A 17,447-nucleotide genomic window follows, 5' to 3' on the forward strand; every position below is an offset into this window, starting at 1 on the left:
CGACCCCTTCCCGAGGTGACTCCTGTGCACAAAGCGAATCTCAATCTCTTGCCCACCCTCAAGGTGCTGCTGGAGACCCGCAACATCAGCCGGGCGGCGGAGCTGCTGAACCTGAGCCAGCCCTCCATCAGCAAGCAGCTCGGCCAGCTTCGCAGCGAGTTTGGCGACGAGCTGCTGGTGCGGGAAGGGCAGCGCTGGCTGCTGACCCCGCGGGCCGAGGCCCTGGCGGCCCAGCTTGCCGATTCCCTCGGGGCCCTGGAGCGGCTCTACGAGGCACCGGAATTTGCCCCCGAGCGCTGCGAGCGGGTGTTTCGGCTCGCCTCCTCCGACTACGTGGCCCAGCACATCCTGCCGGACATCTGTGCGGCCCTGGCGAGGGCCGCCCCCCAGGCGGCGCTGGAGTACAGCCTGTGGGACAAGCGCCAGTTGCCCCAGCTCTGGCAATCGGAGCTGGACATGGTCTCCACCATCACGGAGCTGGTGCCGGACCAGATCCGCGGCCTGCATCAGGGGGAGGACAGGCTGGTGGTGCTGATGGGGCGCCATCACCCGCTCTCTGGCATGGCGCCCAGTCTGGAGGATTACCTCGCCTGGCCTCACCTGCAGGTGAGCGGGGGCGGGGACAAGGACAGCCCGGTGGAGCAGGTGCTGGCCCCCCGCGGGCTCTCCCGCCGCTGGTTTGCCCGGGTGCCTTTCTTCCAGGCCGCGGTGGAGGTGCTGCTGCGCACAGACTGTCTGATGACCACCCCGGCCCATATCGCCTGGCAGCTCTCCCGGGAACATGCCCTGAGTTTTTGCGATCTCCCCTTCGCCACCCGGGTCCAGCAGTATCATCTGCTGTGGCACCAGCGCCACCACCTGGATCCGGCTCACCGCTGGTTTCGCGAGCTGGCCTATCCCTTCCTGCGGGATCACCTGCAATTCACCCTGGGGGAGAGTCGCAAGCAGTTGGCTGGAGGGTCGCAGGCGGGTCGCTGAGAGCAGCGGGTTGTGCCACTCTATAGCCACTGGCTATGGGCTCTATTCATAACTTTCACTTCTGGCATAGCAAGCCACCCCCTACCCTGATCCCGAGTGACAACAATCGACACGAAGGAAGAGAAGGTATGGAGCTGACGAGTTGGCTGGCGCTGGCCGCCATTTGCGTGATGGGGGCCATCAGCCCGGGGCCGAGCCTGGCACTGATCATCCGCAATACGGTGCAGGGAGGGCAGGGCCACGGGGTTGCCACGGCGCTGGGACATGGCCTGGGAGTCGGCATCTATGCGCTGATCACGGCCCTCGGCCTCGCCATCCTGATCACCCAGACCCCGCTGCTGTTCGATCTCATCCGCTACGGCGGCGCGGCGTTCCTCGCCTGGCTCGGGATCAAGGCGTTGCTGGCCAGGCCCGCAGGGGGTGAGGCAGGCAAGGAGGAGGGGCACCCGCCACGGGGACGTCAAGGGGCGTTCGAGGGCTTTATGGTGGCCTTCTTGAACCCCCAGCTCGCCATCTTCTTTATCGCCCTGTTCAGCCAGTTCGTGCATGCCGACACCGGCTGGCGTGAGGGGGGCATCATGATGCTGACCGCAGGCGGCATCGATGCGCTCTGGTATGTGCTGGTGGCCCTGGTGCTCTCTCGCGGGCCCGTACTCGCCTGGCTCAAGGCCAAATCCACCGTGATCGACAAGGTGAGCGGCCTGGTGCTGCTGGGGCTGGCTCTCAAGGTCGTGATCTAGCTCCGCGTCGGGTGCCTGCGTAGTCGGCACTCTGTCAGGGCCGGGGGATGAGGGGGCAGCCAGACGTCCTTGTACCGGGTCAATCCTGCATTCTGCGGTGATCTTAAGCGGGATCAAGGCAGGGGGCGGGGAGTCTGGCTAGAGTGGCGGCTATTTGCAGCCCTTCGAACCGGACGTTATGCGCGATCAGAACCATCACAACCGCCTGGAGTTGCTGGCCCCGGCCAAGAACCTCGCCTATGGCATCGAGGCCATCAACCACGGCGCCGATGCCGTCTACATGGGGGGCCCCGCCTTCGGTGCCCGCAGCGCAGCGGGCAACAGCCTCGAGGACATCGAGGCCCTGGCCCGCCATGCTCACCGCTTCGGCGCCCAGGTCTTCGTCGCCTTCAATACCCTGCTGCACGACCACGAGCTGGAGCAGGCCCGGCGCCTGACCCATCAGATCTACCAGGCGGGCGCCGATGCGCTGATCGTGCAGGACATGGGGCTGCTGGCGCTCGATTTGCCCCCCATCGCGCTGCACGCCAGCACCCAGACCGACAACCGCACCCCGGAAAAGGTGACGTTTCTGCAGGACGTGGGCTTCTCTCAGGTGGTGCTGGCCCGCGAGCTCTCCCTTGCGCAGATCCGCGAGATAAGCGCCGCCACGAGCGTGCAGCTGGAGTTCTTCATCCACGGCGCCCTGTGCGTCTCCTACAGCGGCCAGTGCAACATCAGCCACGCCCGCACCGGCCGCAGCGCGAATCGCGGCGAGTGCGCCCAGCTCTGTCGACTGCCCTGTTCCCTGCAAACGCCAGGGGGAGAGGTGCTGGTGGAAAACAGCCACCTGCTCTCCTTGAAAGACATGGATCAGACTGACAACCTGGAGGCGCTGATCGCCGCAGGGATCCGCTCCTTCAAGATTGAAGGGCGCCTCAAGGGGCTCGACTACGTCAAGAACGTCACCGCCTGGTATCGCCAGAAGCTGGACACCATCCTGGCGAGCCGCCCCGATCTGGTGGCCGCTTCCGCCGGTCGTTGCAGCTACACCTTTACGCCGGATCCCAAGAAGAGTTTCAACCGGGGCAGCACCGACTACTTCCTCCATGGCCGACAGCCAGGCATCGATTCGCCGCGCAGCCCGAAATACGTAGGGGAGCCGCTCGGGCGCGTCACCAGCGTGACCCGCGATGGCATCGAGATCGACGGCCAGGCCGTTGCCCTCAACAACGGCGATGGCCTCGGCTTCTTCAAGCCGGGGGGCGAGCTGGTGGGGATGCGCCTCAATAAGGTGGAAGAGAAGGCACAGAGCAAGCGGTTACTCCTGTCGGAACCCATGCCCGGTCTCAAGGTGGGCACCGAGATCTTTCGCAACCACGATCAGGCCTTCAGCAAGCAGCTCGAAAAGGGGAGCGCGGATCGCCGCATCCGGGTCGATATGCGGCTATCGGAGTGCGACGAGGGATTGCGGCTCGAACTTGTGGACGAGCAGGGCATTGGCGCCGCCGTCACGCTCCCCTGCGACCAGCAGCCGGCCGACAACCCGGAACGGGCGCTGCAACAGGCCAGGGATCAGCTCGGCAAACTCGGCAACACCCTGTTTGTGGCTCGCCAGATTGAGTTGGCATTCACTCGCCCGCTATTTATTGCGGCTTCACAGCTTAACGGCTTGCGCCGGGACGGCATTGCCGCCTTGGAGGCGGCCCGTCTGGCAGCCTACCGGCGACCCGAGCGGCGCATTCCCCTGCGAGGCGCCGTTTATCCCCAGCATCGGCTCTCCTACCTCGGCAACGTGCTGAACAGCGCGGCGGAGCAGTTCTTTCGCGAACACGGGGTGGGGAGCATCGCCCCCGCGTATGAGGCGAACAAGGAGGAGCGGGAAGTGGTGCTGATGACAACGAAGCACTGCATCCGCTACAGCCAGCAGCTCTGCCCCAAGGAGGTGCCCGGTCTCAAGGCCGAGCCCCTGGAGCTCAAGATGGGCAAGGAGAGTTTCCGCCTGCGCTTTGACTGCCATCGCTGCGAGATGCAGGTGATGGGCAGCCTGAAGAGAGGATGATTGCCCGAGTGGGCATGGGGCTGGAGCGGATTTGATGGCAGTATGGGGTGCGGCCTTGTCACGGATATCCCGTGGTGAGGCGCCTTCCCCCAGCCTTCTTCTGACAAAGGATCCGTCATGAACATCCATGCACTGCCGTTTTGCACCACGAACTGGGCCGAGGTCCCGCCGACCGAACACAAGGGAGAGCGCGGCGTCGCACGCTGGCACACCCGGCAGTTCGGGGAGCTGCGGGTGCGAATGGTGGAGTACTCCCCCGGGTATCTGGCGGATCACTGGTGCAGCAAGGGCCATGTGCTGCTCTGCCTCGAAGGGGAGCTGCACACCGAGTTGCAGGATGGCCGCGTCTTCACCCTGACGCCGGGCATGAGCTACCAGGTGGCGGACAACGCCGAACCCCATCGCTCCTATACCGAACTGGGCGCTCGCCTCTTTATCGTCGACTGAGCTGCCCTCTTTCCCCTTGCGCTTCAGGAACTTGCCATGCTTGAACTCAGACCCAACTGCGAGTGCTGTGACCGGGATCTGCCCGCCGACACGGCGACGGCCTACATCTGCTCCTTCGAGTGCACCTTCTGCGCCGAGTGCAACGATCAGTATCTGCACCTGACCTGCCCCAACTGTGGCGGCGAGCTGGTCAGGCGCCCGCGCCGCCCGGCGGCCAAGCTGGTGAACAACCCCGCCTCCCTCCAGCGCGTCTTCAATCCGGCTCTGAAAGCGGCGCTGGGCAAGGGGGGCTAGGGCCCTCCCTTCATGGGAAGGGCTGGGCTGGCAACTGGCTCGTCCCTGTGGCTCTTGACCTTCTCCCGGCGGCAGCCCCTATCAAGGGGGCTCACACCAAAGGAGCAAAAGATGACGGAGCGATTCGAAGGAGAAGGGGCGAAGGCCTATGACAGCCGCATCCCCCTGCTGGTGCCAGGCTACGAGCTGCTGCACCAGCTTTGTGCCTCCCGGCTGATGGCCGCGCTGGGCCAGGAGGCCCGTGTGCTGCTGGTGGGGGTGGGCACGGGCAGCGAGTTGCTGCTGCTTGGCCGTCTCTGCCCCCGCTGGACCTTTGTGGCCCAGGATATCTCGGCGGACATGCTGGCCCAGGCCAGGATGCGGGCCGAGCAGGCGGGCATGGGGGAGAGGGTGTGCTGGCACCTGGGCGCATTGCCTGTGGTGGATAAGCCTTGCGATGGTGCACTCTGTCTGCTGGTTCTGCATTTTCTGGCGCAAGATGCCAAAACCGCGCTATTGGGTGATATTTATCGCCAGCTCAATCCTGGCGCTCCCCTGCTGCTGGCGGATCTGATGGCGCCAACGGACCCGCTCGAGCGCAAGGCCATGGGGTTGCAAGCCGCCCTCGCCGGTTTGCCGCTTCCTGCCTGCGAGCAGATGGTGCGCCGCCTCGGAGAGGACTTCACCTCCCTGGACGAGGGACAGACCCGGCGCCTCTTGCAAGGGGCCGGTTTCGCAGCGGCGCACCGCTTCTTTCAGGCGCTGGGGTTTCACGGCTGGCTGGCGCAGCGGCAGTGAGCCCTGGCCGGGCTGCGCCGGATCAACGAGAGGCCCTCTCCAGCGTCAGCAGTGCCTGCTTGATGGGCAGGCCTCCCGCATAGCCGGTGAGGCTGCCATTCTGGCCGATCACCCGGTGGCAGGGGATGATGATGGAGAGCGGATTGCGGCCGTTCGCGGCACCCACCGCCCGCACCGCGTTTGGCTTGCCGATGGTGCGGGCGATGTCGCCGTAGCTGCGGGTCTCCCCGTAGGGGATGTCGCACAGCGCCTGCCACACCGCTTGCTGAAACGCCGTGCCCCTGGGGGCGAGCGGCAGGGTGAAGCGCTGCAACCGGCCCGCGAAGTAGTCCCGAAACTCGGCGAGGAAGGGGGCGAGCGCCTCGCCGTCCTGCTGCCAGTCCTGCATGTCGGGCAGCGGCCGCAGTCCGGCCAGGAAGTCCACATGGACCAGACCGCGCTCGTCGATGGCGACCAGCAGTTTGCCCTGGTCGGTGGGCATCATGTCATAGCGGATCATGGGCTCTTCTCCTCGTCTTGTGTCTGTGTTGGCCGGGTGAGCAGCGCCGGTTGTTCACTCATGGCGTGCCACAGCCAGCTCGCGGCATAGGCGCGCCACGGCTGCCAGGGGGCGCTGCGCGCTGTCACCTCTTTCACCGGCAGCTTGTCACCGCCCCCCAGCGCCTTTTGCAGCACGAGATCCGAGGCGGGGAAGGCATTCGTGTCGAGCCCGCAGCGCAGCCGCCAGTAAGCGACCGTCCAGGGGCCTATGCCCGGCAGCGCGAGCAGTTGCTCGTCGCTTGCCGTGGCGAGGGTGAGTGCGCCGCTTGCGAGCGCCGAGGCCAGCCCTTGCAGGGTGCGGATGCGGCTGCCCGGCATGCCGATGCCGTCGAGATCCAGCTCGCATAACTGGGTCGGGGTGGGCAACTGCGCGGTGCCGAACTGCGCCTGGGTGCGCGCCACCAGGCGCCCCATGATGGTGATGGCACCCTTGACCGACACCTGCTGGCCGACGATGGCGCGCAGCATCACCTCGTATTCATCCCACCCCCCCGGCAGCCGCACCCCGGGCCAGCGCCCCTGGATGCCGGCGAGCAGCGGATCCTGCCCCAGGTGTTCGCCGATGCGGCTCATGTCGGCGTCGAGATCCCACATGCGGCGTACGCGGTACAGGATGTCCGGCAGCGCTCCCGGCGGCAGATCCCGCACCGTGAGTCTGAGCCTCTCCCCCTCGACGGGCTCGATGCGGATGAGCCCCTCCTGCTCGCCGACCCGGTGACGGCGTTCGTAACCGTGCTCATCCACCCGCTCCAGCCCCGGAATGGCGCGCAACCGGTAGAACGCGAGCATGGCCTGGACGTCGAACGGCGGGCGATACAGCAGGTGCAGTTGCAGGCTCGATTGCGGCGTCTCCTGCTCTGCGCCCCCTTCCTGCTTGCGCAGGGCGCCCGGCGTCATGCCATACGCCTGCAGCCAGGCGTCGTTGAAGCGACGAATGCTCGCAAAGCCTGCGGCAAACGCCACGTCCGTGATGGGCAGGCGCGTTTCCGTCAGCAGCCGTTTCGCAAGCAGCAGGCGGCGCGTCTGCTCCACCTGTTTCGGCGAGGCACCGAGGTGTTGCTCGAACTGGCGCCTCAGGGTGCGCTCCGTGATCCCGGCCTGCGTTGCAAGGGAGCCCAGGCTGTGCTCCGCCAGCTCGCCGCGCTCGATGCGCGCCAGCACCTGGGCGATGAGCGGTGGCAGATCGCCGCTCTGGGCCGGTGCGAGCTCGGGGCGACAGCGCAGACAGGGGCGCAGCCCGTGCTGCTCCGCCGCCGCCGCGAAACGAAAATAGCGCACATTGTGCTCGTGCGGTGCCCGCGCCGGACACACGGGGCGGCAATAGATGCCGGTGGAGAGCACCCCGGTGAAGAAGCGACCATCGAAACGCGCGTCTCGCGCGAGGCGTGCGGCGTGGCACTGCTCGCGGGTGAGGCCGGGGATGATCTCGTCCTGGGGTGATGAGACGGGGGACGCTGTGTTCATGGCATGACTCGGCTGAGGGGGTGCATGTCCCAGAGACTAAGCGGGTGCAAGGGGAGTGACTAGCCAAAAACGGACAGGGATAGCAAAAATAGTGCGATCCGAGGAATCCCAGTCCTCCCTTTGTAAGGTTAGGGGGGCAGGACCCCACCCTAACCCTCCCCTTCGTAAGGGGAGGGGACAAACAGCTCCCCTCTGTGAACGGGGGCGGGGTTAGCTCCTCCCCCTTGTGAAGGGGGAGGCTGGGAGGGGGGTCAACCTCGCTTATTTCAGATAGCGCTGTTCGAGGTGTTTGCGCAGCCACTGGGGATTGAGCGCCTCACCGGTCGCGCGGCGAATGAGCTCGTCCGTGCCGTGCAGGCTGCCCTGGGACCAGATATGGCGACCGAGCCAGCCAAAGATCTCCGGCAGGCGGCCGGACTCTACGAGCGTGCCCATGTCGCCGAGCTCACGCTCGAGTGCAAAGCGCAGCTGCGCCGCGTACATGGCGCCGAGCGTGTAGCTCGGGAAGTAGCCAAACGAGCCGTCCGTCCAGTGGATGTCCTGCATGCAGCCATTCTGGTAATTGCCCTTCGTGGACAAGCCGAGCCACTGTTGCATCTTCGCGTCCCACAGCTCGGGGATGTCCGCGACCTCGATGCGCCCTTCCATCAGGTCCCGCTCCAGCTCGTAGCGCAGGATGACGTGGGCCGGGTAGGTGACCTCGTCCGCATCGACGCGGATAAAGCCGGGCTCGACCCTGTTGTACAGCTTCTCGAGGTTCGCGGGGGCGAGCGCGGCCTGTTCGCCGAAGTGTGCGCGGATGCGCGGTGCAATCTGTGCGAGGAACGCGGGGTGATGGCCGAGCTGCATCTCGCAGAACAGGCTCTGGCTCTCGTGAATGCCCATGGAACGCGCCTCGGCCACCGGCTGGCCGAGCCGTGCGCGCGGCAGGCCCTGCTCGTAGCGTGCGTGGCCCGTCTCGTGGATGATGCCCATCAGGCTGGAGACGAACTCCTGCTCGTTGTAGCGCGTGGTGATGCGCACGTCCGTCGGCACGCCGCCGCAGAACGGGTGGCTGCTCACGTCGAGCCTGCCGTGCGCGAAATCAAAGCCGAGCAGTCCCATCACCTCCTGACCGAGCGCCTGCTGCGTTGGGATCGGGAACGGGCCTTGCGGGGTGAGGATGGTCTCGATTTTCTGCCGCTCGCTCACGGTCTGGATGAGGCCGGGCAGCCAGCTCGTCAGATCGCCGAAGATCTGATCCAGCCTCGCGCTCGTCATGCCGGGCTCGTACAGCGCCAGCATGGCGTCATAGGGGCGCAATCCGAGCGCGTCGGCGCGCAGGCGAGCCACCTCCCGCGACAGGCGCACCACCTCCTCGAGGTTCGGGGCAAAACCTGCCCAGTCGTTCTCCTTGCGCTGGCGACGCCAGGCGTGCTCGCATTTGCTGCCGGCGAGCGACAGCGCCTCCACCAGCGCCCCCGGCAGCAGGCTCGCATCCTGCCACTGGCGCTTGATCTCCCGCAGGTTCGCACGCTGGTGCTCGTCCAGCGGTTCACTCTCTGCCTTGGCAATCCACTCCCCAAGCTCGGGGGCGGTGCGCTTGCCGTGGATCAGCACGCCGAGCTCCGCCATCGCTTCGGCGCGGGCCTCGTTGCCCCCCTCCGGCATCATGGCGGCCTGATCCCAGCCGCAGATGGCGGAGAGGTGGGAGAGGCGGTGCAGTTGTTGCTGATGTTGTTCGAGTTTCTGGTATGACATGGGATTGTCCTTGTTATCGTCCCTGATGATATGCACCCCGTACCTGGCATGATCGGGGCCGCCCGATGCTAGCACTGCCATCCACCCTGGTGCCACCCTCAGGCAGTCAGCCGAGGCGCTTCTGGTGCCGTTCGCGGTTTTCCACCTTCTTGCGCTCGCTCTTGCGCAGCAATACGTAGAGCGCACCGCTGCCGCCGTGGCGGCGCTCGGCGCTGTGCATGGCCATCACCGAAGGCAACTGTGGCAGCCAGGCGCTGACATGGCTCTTGAGCAGGGCACGCGGGGTGCTGCGCTCCCCCTTGCCGTGCAGGATCAGCAGGCAGCGGATATCCCGTACTTCGCATTCGGCAATGAACTGCACCAGGGCGATACGGGCCTCGTTGAGCGTCTTTTGGTGCAGGTCGAGGGAGCCTTGCAGCTCGTATTTGCCAAGGCGCAGCTTCTTGTAGACCCCTTCCTGCACGCCGTCACGCTTGAAGCCGACGATGGCATGGGGGTCCAGCATCTCGACTGCTTCCGTGCCGAGGTGATCCAGGGTGAGTTGTTCGGCGGTGGCGGCTTCCCGGCGCGCGAGTTGCGCCTCGGTGGGCTGGCTGTTGCCCGCAACGGGGGCGATATGGTCGCTGCGAAGGGGCCTCACGTCGGCCACTTCAAGCAGGAACAGTGAGAGTTCGTCGTTATGAGACACGGCAGGCTCCCCGCATGAAAATGAGGGAGCCAGTATAGCGGGCCTTGGTGGGCCTTAGAATGGCAACGCTCGCAGGCCCCGGCCCTGCCGGGGAGGGCGGTCTGAGCGAGCCTGGTTATTGCCCCTCTTTGGGCGGCTCTGCGTGCATCACCTTGTAGATGAAATAGACCGCATAGGCGCTGATGAGCAGGAAGGTGCCGAAAATCACCAGCATGGACATCAGCCCCACGCTGTTGCCGAACATCAGGTTCATCCAGAATTCCATCTCGTTCACTCCTGTCACTGGGCGGTGACAGGCATGATAGATACCTCTTCAGGAGGGAGGGGATGATCTCGATCAACTCCCTCTCTGGTTATTTAATCGGCAGCCAATTCTGTGAGCCGACGCGCATCCGGCGCGTCAGGTCGCCGGACTGGACGCTATTTTGCTTTCTCCTGGGTCGGTTCGGTGAGGGGCGTGATGCGCCAGCCCTGCTGCTCCAGCAGGGCGAGCAGCCCATGCTCGCCGTAAAGATGCAGGGCCCCTACTACGATAAAGCTCTCGTTCGGCAGGCTGGGCCACTTCTTGACCCAGTTGCGGTTGCGCTCTGCCAGCAGGGTCTGTTCCAGCCAGGCTTGCAGCTTGGGCGGCGCCATCTCCTCCCTGAGCAGATTGATGAGGGTGTCCTCGTCCCCGTTCTGCCAGGCGGTCATCACGGCGTCGAACCCCTGCTGGATGTCGGGCAGCTCGTCCAGGGTGCTCTCCAGCATCAGGGTCTGGTTGTCGCCGACGCTCGCGAGATAGCCGAGCTGCTCCAGCAGGGTCTCCAGCCCGACGATGGGCTTGCCGCCGTCGTTCGCCCGCTTGGCGAAGTGCTGGTCGACACCGTATTCACCGCGATAGCCGGTGCGCTCCAGGGCCGCCTGGGTCAGGGTAATGGCCGCAAACCAGGGACGCAGCGGGGCCAGCATGCTCTCGTTCAGACCATTCTGGCCCGCAGCGATGAGGGTGCGACGGTAGAGGTCGATGGGCAGGTGATCCTTGAGGGTCTTGCCGTCGACGAGCCGGGTGATGGCGCCCATCTCCTGCCACTGCTCCTGGCTGATGTGGGTCATGTCCACCTCCATCACCAGGGCGCGGCTCTGCTGCCAGGCGCGCTCCACCGGGTCCGGCAGGGGATAGAGAGAGGGTTTGCCCGCGTGGATGGACCCCAGCAGCCAGTGCTGTTCGTTGCCTTTGTTGATGCGGTAGAAGGCCGGATCGGCCATGGCATGGAGCGGCAGCAGCAGGCAGAGCAGGAAGGAGAGCAGCGTGGGATGGAATCTCATGAGGCACCTTATGTGAGCGGGATGAGTGCTCTATGATAAGTCCTCATTTGTCACAGCCAAGAGGTTTCCCATGCCCCACCTTCGTTTTCGGGCAGTTTCTGTCGACACCCTGCAGCGGATAAGCGCCCCCCTGATGGCGGAGCTCTGCGCCCTGACCGGTGGCAAGCCGGAGTTCATCACCCTGGAGTGCGTGCCGAGCCAGTGGGTACGAGATGGCCAGCCCGAAGCCGGTTTCCCCTTCGTGGAGCTGGTCTGGTTCGAACGACCGCAGGAGATGCAGGATGCCGCTGCCGCCCTCATCACCCGCCACCTGAAAGGGGTGCTGGGGGAGCAGACCTATGTGGTGGTGCAGGTGCTGCCCATCGTCAAGAGTCACTACTACAGCAACGGCCAGCACTATTGAGCGGGCATCGTTGCTAAGACAGGTGCATGTCAAGAGGAGGGCCACCGAGGGCCCCTTTATCAGGCGGATTTGATCAGCAGCTTGTCCAGCCAGCGGCTTGGCAGCAGGCGGCGCAGCACGGTAAACAATTTGGTCGGGAAGGTGACCGGGTAGCGGTGCCTGGGACGCTTGCTCGTGAGCGCATGCACTAACGGCGGGATGCAGGCCTCGCTTGGCAGGGTAAAGCCCCGGGCACCCCCTTCACGCTCCAGCCTGGCCAGCGTCTGGGCATAGGCGTCCTGATGGCGGCTGGTGGCGGGGTCTATGTGGCGCAGGAAGGCCTCCCGGGCATTGGCGCGAAACCGGGTGTCGATGGGGCCGGGTTCGATCAGGCTGATGTGCACGCCGCTGCCCGCGAGTTCCAGGCGCAGGGTGTCGGTATAGCCTTCCAGCGCGAACTTGCTGGCGTTGTAGGCGCCACGATACTTCATGGCCACCAGGCCAAGCACCGAGCTGTTCTGCACGATGCGCCCCTCGCCTGCCGCCAGCATGGGAGGCAATATCTGGCGAATGAGGTGATGCCAGCCAAAGAAGTTGGTCTCGAACTGCTCGCGCAGCGCCTCGGTGGGCAGATCTTCCAGCGCACCGGGCTGGCCGTAGGCGCCGTTGTTGAAGAGGCCGTAGAGGCGCCCTTCTGCCAGGGCCAGCGCCTCTGCCGCCCCTCGCTCTATGCTGGCGCTGTCCGCCAGATCCAGTTGCACCGCCAACAGACCCTGCTGCTGCAGCAGGGCCACATCCTCGGCCTTGCGGGCGGAAGCGATGACGGTGAAGCCCCGGGCGCCGAGCGTTCTTGCGGCGGTGAGGCCGATGCCGCTGGAGCAGCCGGTGACGAGCACGAAGGGATGGGGCATGAGCATGGTCCTGGTTGACGGCCGGCAGGTGGCCCGAAGTTGGCATGGTAGCGTGGTGCCACCAAAAACAAAACCGGGCCAGAGGCCCGGTTTTCGGTCACGTCAGATGCCTGATTACATGATGGTGAACGGCATGATGATGTGGAACTTGACGTCATGCTCGGAGCTGAACATGTTCGGGTAGTACCAGCTGCCCTTGTCGTCCTGTTCGTTGTTGTAGTCGGTGTAGTGCAGCTTGAACAGGGTGCCCTTCAGCTTGCCATCCTGCACTGTGTACATGACGTCGAAGTTGGCTGCCCACTCTTTGCCGCCTTCCAGGGACTTGTCGCCGTTGTTGGCATCCCAGCCGTAGGCACCGGAGACACCCACGCCCCAGCCCGGTGCACCCACCAGATCATCCAGGGAACGAGTCACGCCGAAGAACAGGGCTTTCTCGTCGTTGTGGTTCCAGTCGGAGCGGGAATCCCACCAGATTTCGTTCGCGCCCTGGGAGTTGCCGTAGCCGCGGGTCAGACGGGGCAGGTAGTTGCCCAGATCCCCTTCAGCCTTGGTCCACAGGCCTTCCAGACGGAAGCCATAGGGGCCGGCTGCCCAGCTGGCGGTCAGGGCTTGTTGCCAGGCCAGGCCGTCATAGTCGCTGTTCTCGGTGTCGGAACCGTAGAACTGGTAGCTGGTGTTCAGGCCACCCAGTACGTCGAACTTGTGGGCCAGCTTGAAGTGGTAGCTGTCCATGTAGCCTTCGGACTGACCGAAGCCGGCGGTGACGGCAGTGCCGTTCTCGAAGGTGTAGCGAGCGGCCAGACCGTGGATGTAGTCGATCTTGTTCGTATCGGTGAAGGGATCGCTGGCATAGGGGCTGCTCTTGGAGAAGCCGGTGGTGTTCTTGAACCAGGGAGCCTTGTACTCGTCGGCGATGGCGTAGGTCAGGTAGAGGCCGCCGAAGGTGCCTTCGATCTGGCCACCACGGTAGGTACCGGGTTGATAGGACCAGTTGACGCCGAGGATGCCGGGTACATAGAGCTGGGTGTAACCACCCTTGGCGGTGACGGCGTCACCGAACTTGAATTTCAGGGCAGCGTTGGAGAGGCTGAAGCCGTTCTCGGGAACACCGTCACCACCTGAACCCCACTTGTCGCCCCAGAAGGAGAACTCGTTCTCTTCGTTGACGCCATTGCTCTCGTCAACGGCCAGGTCGTAGGCACCGAAGCCGCCCACGTCGACGCCGACCACACCCCATGCATAGCCGGAGTTGAAGTTCAGGGCTGCCTGGGTGGTGGCATGGCTCAGGTTGGAGTGGTATTTGCCATCCTGACCCGGACCGGCCTGGACGCGATCACGCTCACGCTGGAAGTAGAACAGGCCACCGGTGAGCTTGCCTTCGTCGATGAAGGCGCTGTAGGACTTGCCGTATTCCGGGCTCATCATGTCTTGAGCGGCGAACGCCATGCCGGGGGCGACCAGTGCCGCGACCACGGCAGCACTCAACGCGGCGCGCTTGAAGATCACTTTTTCCATTTGTTATTGCTCCTGATTTTATGGACTTAGCTTTTTATCCGGCAGCCGGGTAGGCACCCGCCGCTCGGTATTGGCATTGCAATCAACACCCCGAAGGGCAAAAAAATGGTTCTCTGTCGTGCCCTTGTGCCTGATGCCTTGGCGCATCGGTCGGGGCTATCTGCATCGTTACAGTCGTTATTTTTTGGCTGTCGATCCTTGGCGATCTGACATCACCAAGAGTACGTTCGCGGTGCGAAATATCAATGTAAAGTTCCCGGCAAGTTTCAAAAATATGACCGAGTGCAAATAATCATGATTCTTGGTGTGGGCACTCCCAGGCCACTCATGTCGGCAATGACAGCGCTTTCATGGTGATTTCACCGTTCTCCTGCGCAGATCTTGCCGTCAAGGCAGAACTTTCTTTGTTAACCCGGTGGCAACATATAATTTTGTATCACAAAAAAAGATGGGCCCGGCCGGATGCCCACTGTCATGAGCGTGAGCCGTCGCCCGACAGACAGGGGGACCAGGGATGTGAAAGGGGTGAGGGAGCCTGTGACTGAATGGATGAGGCAACCCGTCATTGGCCGTGAGGACATGACGGGAGCATCAAGAGAAGGGTTGCGGCAAGGCCGTACCGCGGGGAGATTGACAGGGAACGCGCCCCGGGTCTGGTGCGAACCAGACCCGGGGGTTATCAGGCCTGGCTCAGGATCCGGGGGATCTGCTGGGCCTGGTGGTGGATATGCTCCGAGACCTGTACCGAGAGGCGGCTGCCCTGGCGGGCGTGCTGGCTGATGCGACCGATGAGGGCGGCGAAGCTCGCCAGCCTGTGCTCCTGGCTCTTGGCATTGTCGGCGCCCTGCAGGGCGATGACGGCGGTGCTGCGCGCCATCTCCCGCACCGTCAGGGTGGTCTGGCGCAGCTGCTCCGCCTGCTGGCGCTGCTCGGCGGCCTCTGCGGTGATGCGGGCCAGCACGGTGGCGAGCTGATCCCCCGCCTGGGTGAGGCTCGCCAGGATTTCGGTGATCTGGCCGAGGGAGCGCTGGGTGTCGGCGGAGAGGTGGCGCACCTCGTCGGCTACCACCGCGAAGCCGCGTCCCTGCTCCCCGGCCCTGGCCGCCTCGATGGCGGCGTTGAGGGCCAGCAGGTTGGTCTGCTGGGAGATATGGCCGATGACGTCGACGATGGCGGTCACGTCTTCCACCGAGCGGGTCAGCTGGGCCAGGGCGCCGCTGCTCTCGTCGATGGCGAGCCCGGTCTGGGCGGTAGCCGTCAGCATGCCCCCGACCAGCCGCTCGCTCTGGCTCATGGAGTGTTCATTGTGCTGGGCGTGCTGGGCGATTTCGGCGGCGACCTGGTGCACCTCGCTGGCGAGCTGGTTGAGCTCCTGCATCATGGTGTCGCTCTCGTCCACCGCCTGCTCCGTGGTGCGGGTGCTGTGATGGATCTCCTGCACCTGGTTGACCATCCCTTGCAGACTTTGCGACACCGCCGATAGCTGGCCCTCTTTCTGCTGCTGATCCTGTTGCAGGCGCCGTATCAGGCGGTTGTAGCTCGCGACGATGTCCGCCAGCTCGTTGCGCTCGCGCCCCGGGGTCAGCAGCTGGGCCTGACCCGTGGCGTCGAGCTGCAGGAAGGCTGCCCGCAGTTGCAGCAGGGGCCTGACCAGCCAGCGACGCTGCACCAGGGCGAACAGCAGGGCCACCACGACCAGGCAGAGCGCCAGCACGCCGAGCACGGTGGCCAGCTCCCGGTTCATGGTCTGACGGGCGGCGGCGAGTTGTTCACCCAATTGCTCCCCCGCTTGCAGCAGCTGGGTGATGTCCTGCTGCACCATCTGACGAGCGGCCTGCTGCTGTTGCAGCGCCTTGCGGCTGTTTTCCAGCTCCTGGGGATAGCGCTTGAGCAGGGAGGTCAGCTCGGCTTTGGGCTGATCCCCGAGCTCCTTGCGTATCGGCTCTCCCAGGGTGAATTCGTCGGCCGGTGCCTCCTCGAAAAGTGCCAGGCTCGGCAGGGCGGCCAGGGAGTCGGCCTGCTTTTGCAGGGCAGCCAGCTCGAATTGCAGCCCTTCGAGACGCTTGGCACTCGCCTGCTCCATGTAGTTCTGGCGCTGGTGGGCGAGGGAGGGGAGGGCGGTCAGGATGTCGGCCGCCCCCTGGCGATACTGCTCGGCAAGGGCCGGATCCCGCCCGGCGGCTGCTCCCTGCTGGCCGTAACGGAGCAAGGCTTTGGCCTGGGTGGTCAACTCGTTCTCGGCATTTTGCAGCAACCACTGGCTGTTGCCGGAGAGCTTGCCCGCCGCCAGATAGTCGCCGTCAATGCGGGTTTTCATCTGCTCAAGCCGGGCGTTTAGCGGCTGGGTCTGGGGATCCTCCAGGCGGGACAACAGCGCCAGCGCCTGCTGGCGCACCCCCTGTGCCTGGGCCAGCAACAGGGGATCCCCGCTGCCGAGATAGTCGCGAAGCGCCCCCTGCAGCGGACCGCTCAGTTGCTGTTGCAGGCGCTCCTGCAAACGCTGGGCCTGGGCCGAGTGGTTGAATTGTTGCCAGCCATGATAGAGCGCGGTGGCCTGGACACCGGCCACCAGCAGCAAGACGAGGGAAGAGAGGGAGGAAAAATGGGCAATTTTCACATCAGATTCCTGCTTGAATCACGCAATGGGCGCGAGCTTAATCAGGTCTGATGGCGTTTTTATGACAGTGGCTGTGCCAGCTCCCGTTGACTTGGGCTCTTCACCAGCAGGCCGAGCAGGGCGCCGCCCATGATGAGCCCCCCCGCCAGCAGATGGCGCGGGGTGAGCGCCTCGCCGTTGAGCCAGACCAGCAGCAGGGTGCTCAGCAAGGGCGTGAGGTAGGCGAGCGCGCCGATGCGGCGCGGATCCCCGTCCCGCAGCGCCAGATACCAGGTGACGAAGGCCGCCCCCATGGGGCCGAGGGCGAGCCCGGCGATGAGCAGCCAGTCCCCCTGGGGGATCCGGGCGAATGGCAAGGGGCCTTCCAGCATCCATGCCAGCAGCAGGGCCAGGAGCCCTGCGGGCAGGCAGGCGGCGGCCGTGACCACGGCGGGAGCGGGAGGCAGGCGGCGGGAGAGCACGGAATAGGCGCCCCAGACGATGGCGGCGCCGAGGGCCAGCAGGTAGCCGGGCAGATGGGCCTGTTGCAACTGCAGGTGACCATCGACCATCACCAGCACCGATCCCGCGAGACCCAGGGCCCCGGCCAGCAGATGGTGCAGGCTCAGGGGATGACCCGGCAGCAGCAAGGGGGTGAACAGGATGATGCACAGCGGCCAGAGGTAGTTGATGAGGTTTGCCTCCAGCACGGGGGCGTGGCGAAAGCTTGTGAACAGCAGCAGGTGATAGAGCAGCAGGGCGGTGATGGTCACCAGCCAGGTGAGGGGGCTGGCGCGCCACTGGCGCCAGAATGGCAGAGTGCCCGCCCCGCAGAACAGCAGCACCAGCCCCACCAGCACCAGCGGCGAGACGCTGGTGATCCGGGAGGTGAGCGCGGCGAGGGAGGCCCACAACAAGATGGTGAGCAGGGCAAAACCGGTGGACTTGTCCCACCAGGAAGGCGCAGGCATCCAACACTCCTTTGCAAGATGAATGAACGAAAAAGAGGGCCAGTCTAGCAGACTG

General features: G+C 64.9%; 17 protein-coding genes. 7 read left to right on the forward strand and 10 right to left on the reverse strand.

From position 1 onward, the window contains the following. Positions 1 to 24: 24 nt before the first annotated feature. The 6 genes from I6L48_RS08585 (at position 25) to I6L48_RS08610 (ending at position 5,277) form a co-directional block, all read left to right on the forward strand. Positions 25 to 978 (forward strand): LysR family transcriptional regulator, encoded by a 954-nt coding sequence (locus tag I6L48_RS08585; protein ID WP_216987955.1) that lies wholly within the window; start codon positions 25 to 27, stop codon positions 976 to 978. 128 nt (positions 979 to 1,106) lie between these two features. Beyond that, positions 1,107 to 1,718, forward strand: coding sequence for a LysE family translocator (locus I6L48_RS08590; protein ID WP_039041052.1), 612 nt, complete (start codon positions 1,107 to 1,109; stop codon positions 1,716 to 1,718). 178 nt (positions 1,719 to 1,896) lie between these two features. After that, positions 1,897 to 3,759, forward strand: a complete 1,863-nt coding sequence (locus tag I6L48_RS08595; RefSeq protein WP_216987956.1) for a U32 family peptidase — start codon at positions 1,897 to 1,899, stop codon at positions 3,757 to 3,759. A 117-nt stretch (positions 3,760 to 3,876) separates the two neighbouring features. Beyond that, the gene (locus I6L48_RS08600) at positions 3,877 to 4,206 is read left to right on the forward strand and encodes a DHCW motif cupin fold protein (protein WP_041214635.1); all 330 of its coding nucleotides are present in this window, start codon (positions 3,877 to 3,879) and stop codon (positions 4,204 to 4,206) included. 36 nt (positions 4,207 to 4,242) lie between these two features. Next, positions 4,243 to 4,500: a DUF1272 domain-containing protein gene (locus I6L48_RS08605; protein WP_010673281.1), complete on the forward strand. Its 258-nt coding sequence runs from the start codon at positions 4,243 to 4,245 to the stop codon at positions 4,498 to 4,500. Positions 4,501 to 4,611: 111 nt separating this feature from the next. Then, a complete protein-coding gene (locus tag I6L48_RS08610; RefSeq protein WP_216987957.1) occupies positions 4,612 to 5,277 on the forward strand; it encodes a class I SAM-dependent methyltransferase in 666 nt (221 codons plus the stop codon). Positions 5,278 to 5,299: 22 nt separating this feature from the next. Here the strand turns inward: I6L48_RS08610 and I6L48_RS08615 are convergent, their stop codons facing one another. From I6L48_RS08615 to I6L48_RS08640, 6 genes are all read right to left on the reverse strand, one after another. Beyond that, positions 5,300 to 5,776: a methylated-DNA--[protein]-cysteine S-methyltransferase gene (locus I6L48_RS08615; protein WP_041214637.1), complete on the reverse strand. Its 477-nt coding sequence runs from the start codon at positions 5,774 to 5,776 to the stop codon at positions 5,300 to 5,302. Next, positions 5,773 to 7,281 carry a DNA-3-methyladenine glycosylase 2 gene (locus I6L48_RS08620; RefSeq protein WP_216987958.1) on the reverse strand — a complete coding sequence of 503 codons (1,509 nt, stop codon included), beginning with the start codon at positions 7,279 to 7,281 and terminating at the stop codon, positions 5,773 to 5,775. The genes I6L48_RS08615 and I6L48_RS08620 overlap by 4 nt, the downstream gene beginning before the upstream one ends. Positions 7,282 to 7,542: 261 nt before the next feature. Beyond that, on the reverse strand, positions 7,543 to 9,021 hold the full coding sequence (locus tag I6L48_RS08625) for a carboxypeptidase M32 (protein ID WP_216987959.1): 1,479 nt from the start codon (positions 9,019 to 9,021) through the stop codon (positions 7,543 to 7,545). A 106-nt stretch (positions 9,022 to 9,127) separates the two neighbouring features. Next, positions 9,128 to 9,709: a DNA endonuclease SmrA gene (smrA, locus tag I6L48_RS08630; protein ID WP_216987960.1), complete on the reverse strand. Its 582-nt coding sequence runs from the start codon at positions 9,707 to 9,709 to the stop codon at positions 9,128 to 9,130. Positions 9,710 to 9,824: 115 nt separating this feature from the next. After that, complete coding sequence (locus I6L48_RS08635) at positions 9,825 to 9,974, reverse strand: DUF3149 domain-containing protein (protein ID WP_010673287.1); 150 nt, start codon at positions 9,972 to 9,974, stop codon at positions 9,825 to 9,827. 155 nt (positions 9,975 to 10,129) lie between these two features. Continuing rightward, complete coding sequence (locus tag I6L48_RS08640) at positions 10,130 to 11,017, reverse strand: TraB/GumN family protein (protein ID WP_216987961.1); 888 nt, start codon at positions 11,015 to 11,017, stop codon at positions 10,130 to 10,132. 70 nt (positions 11,018 to 11,087) lie between these two features. On the opposite strand from I6L48_RS08640, the gene I6L48_RS08645 reads away from it, so the two are divergent. Further along, on the forward strand, positions 11,088 to 11,420 hold the full coding sequence (locus tag I6L48_RS08645; protein WP_103244392.1) for a DUF1904 family protein: 333 nt from the start codon (positions 11,088 to 11,090) through the stop codon (positions 11,418 to 11,420). A 59-nt stretch (positions 11,421 to 11,479) separates the two neighbouring features. On the opposite strand, the gene I6L48_RS08650 is transcribed toward I6L48_RS08645, so the two are convergent. From I6L48_RS08650 to I6L48_RS08665, 4 genes are all read right to left on the reverse strand, one after another. Beyond that, entirely contained in the window at positions 11,480 to 12,310 is an 831-nt protein-coding gene (locus tag I6L48_RS08650; protein ID WP_216987962.1) for an SDR family oxidoreductase, read from the reverse strand. Positions 12,311 to 12,424: 114 nt separating this feature from the next. Further along, positions 12,425 to 13,825 (reverse strand): OprD family outer membrane porin, encoded by a 1,401-nt coding sequence (locus I6L48_RS08655; RefSeq protein WP_216987963.1) that lies wholly within the window; start codon positions 13,823 to 13,825, stop codon positions 12,425 to 12,427. A gap of 679 nt (positions 13,826 to 14,504) precedes the next feature. Next, positions 14,505 to 16,442 carry a methyl-accepting chemotaxis protein gene (locus I6L48_RS08660; protein WP_216987964.1) on the reverse strand — a complete coding sequence of 646 codons (1,938 nt, stop codon included), beginning with the start codon at positions 16,440 to 16,442 and terminating at the stop codon, positions 14,505 to 14,507. Between the two features lie 59 nt (positions 16,443 to 16,501). Continuing rightward, positions 16,502 to 17,392: a DMT family transporter gene (locus I6L48_RS08665; protein WP_216987965.1), complete on the reverse strand. Its 891-nt coding sequence runs from the start codon at positions 17,390 to 17,392 to the stop codon at positions 16,502 to 16,504. Between the last annotated feature and the right edge of the window lie 55 nt (positions 17,393 to 17,447).

The organism is Aeromonas sp. FDAARGOS 1418 (assembly GCF_019048585.1).
Taxonomy (GTDB): Bacteria; Pseudomonadota; Gammaproteobacteria; order Enterobacterales; family Aeromonadaceae; genus Aeromonas; species Aeromonas caviae.